2 protein-coding genes are annotated in these 1,390 nt (G+C 40.6%); one reads left to right on the top strand and one right to left on the bottom strand.

From position 1 onward, the window contains the following. A partial coding sequence (locus BM613_RS15275; protein WP_181363209.1) for a hypothetical protein occupies positions 1-561 on the top strand: 561 nt, incomplete at its 5' end. Positions 562-590: 29 nt separating this feature from the next. Here BM613_RS15275 and BM613_RS14500 read toward each other — a convergent pair. After that, positions 591-1,313, bottom strand: coding sequence for a hypothetical protein (locus BM613_RS14500; RefSeq protein WP_109431855.1), 723 nt, complete (start codon positions 1,311-1,313; stop codon positions 591-593). Positions 1,314-1,390 lie beyond the last annotated feature (77 nt).

Here is a 1,390-nt window from a genome sequence, read left to right on the forward strand (position 1 = left end):
ACTAAAGCGTTCCCCGGTCAGCTCTGGATAAAATTTATCACACCTACCGTTGGATTCACATCAAGTAATTGGCCTGATCATAAGTTCTACGAATCAGAAAATGGTGGAAAAACATGGAACTCTATCCCGCTTTTTTCACCAAAAATTCCTTATTTCAAAAACATCTCCTCTGTTGATTTTCCATTTCCACCTCATTTTTTTAATGATCAAGTGGGTATTCTCCCGGTTAACGTCTTGTGTTCCTCAAAGCAAAGTAGACTGTATTTTTTTCTCACAAAAAACGCAGGCCACAGTTGGAATTTTATCGGACGTACCCCTAAATTACCTATATCAACCAAAAATATCGCTTTTTTAAGTCCCACACAATGGTTAATCCAAAACGACTTGACACTTTATACTACCCACGATGCAGGATCTATTTGGGTAAAAAACAGACTCTCTCAATCTGGAGTATCAATATATGGATTGAATATCTATCAAAAGAAAGTTGTTTTTTGGGAGCAATCCACTTCTTCGTTTTGGCATCTATGTTTAAAACCAATCCCCTCTCAAAGCAATTAATTTCTCGTAGAGGGGATTGGTTAATACCTCTACAAAGGTAAATAATCAATCCCTTGGCAAGCATCATAATCTTCAGTATCAGTTACATCGTACTGCCAAAATACGGGTGATAAACCGCCAAAAGACTGAGGATTTTCTCCATCACCATTCACGTTCCATGTAGTAGGAAATGTGCTGTAATTTCGGTTTCTCCAAGTCCAAGCAGATGATATCCCGGCTTCTGAACACGTTGCACCACCCATCAATAAATTCCACGTATAAGGAGAACAGTATGCTCCGCCCAAAAGAGATGGGATTGGCGAATCACTCGGAGGATTAACTAAAGCATCAACAAATCCTTTTAATACTTCTAAATTTCTACCTTGATCACTCAAACTTCCACTAGTCAGCCATTGATTGGTCGTTCCATCAGGTTCAATGTCCGCAAATACGGTCACTCTCCCACAGCATCCTTGATTATTCCACGACGTTGCTGCAGCATATCCTTGCTCTTGTCCCCACTCATAATCCGTTTTTCCGTTTGGAGTTCCATTCGGTCCATGCAACATCCAAAATCCATAAGTATAGTCTGCACGAGCTGCCAAATCGGGGTTCCACCCGTTTGGGCTTGGAGCATCTGCACTTCCACAATCAACCACTTCATTAAAATACGCATAATTAGCATATCCTAATTGCCCAATATAAAAATTCGGTGAGTTCCCACCTGGCGCAAATTGTGTGCTATTGCTATCTGAACCGCCCAAAATTGTCATAGCAGGCACCTCCTACTCTATAAAGAGGCTTTGACCCCTTGTTTTTACTCCCCCTTCTCAAAAAAAATTTGATCCAT

This window comes from Sulfoacidibacillus thermotolerans (assembly GCF_003144315.1).
In the GTDB taxonomy this organism is placed as follows: Bacteria; Bacillota; Bacilli; order Alicyclobacillales; family SLC66; genus Sulfoacidibacillus; species Sulfoacidibacillus thermotolerans.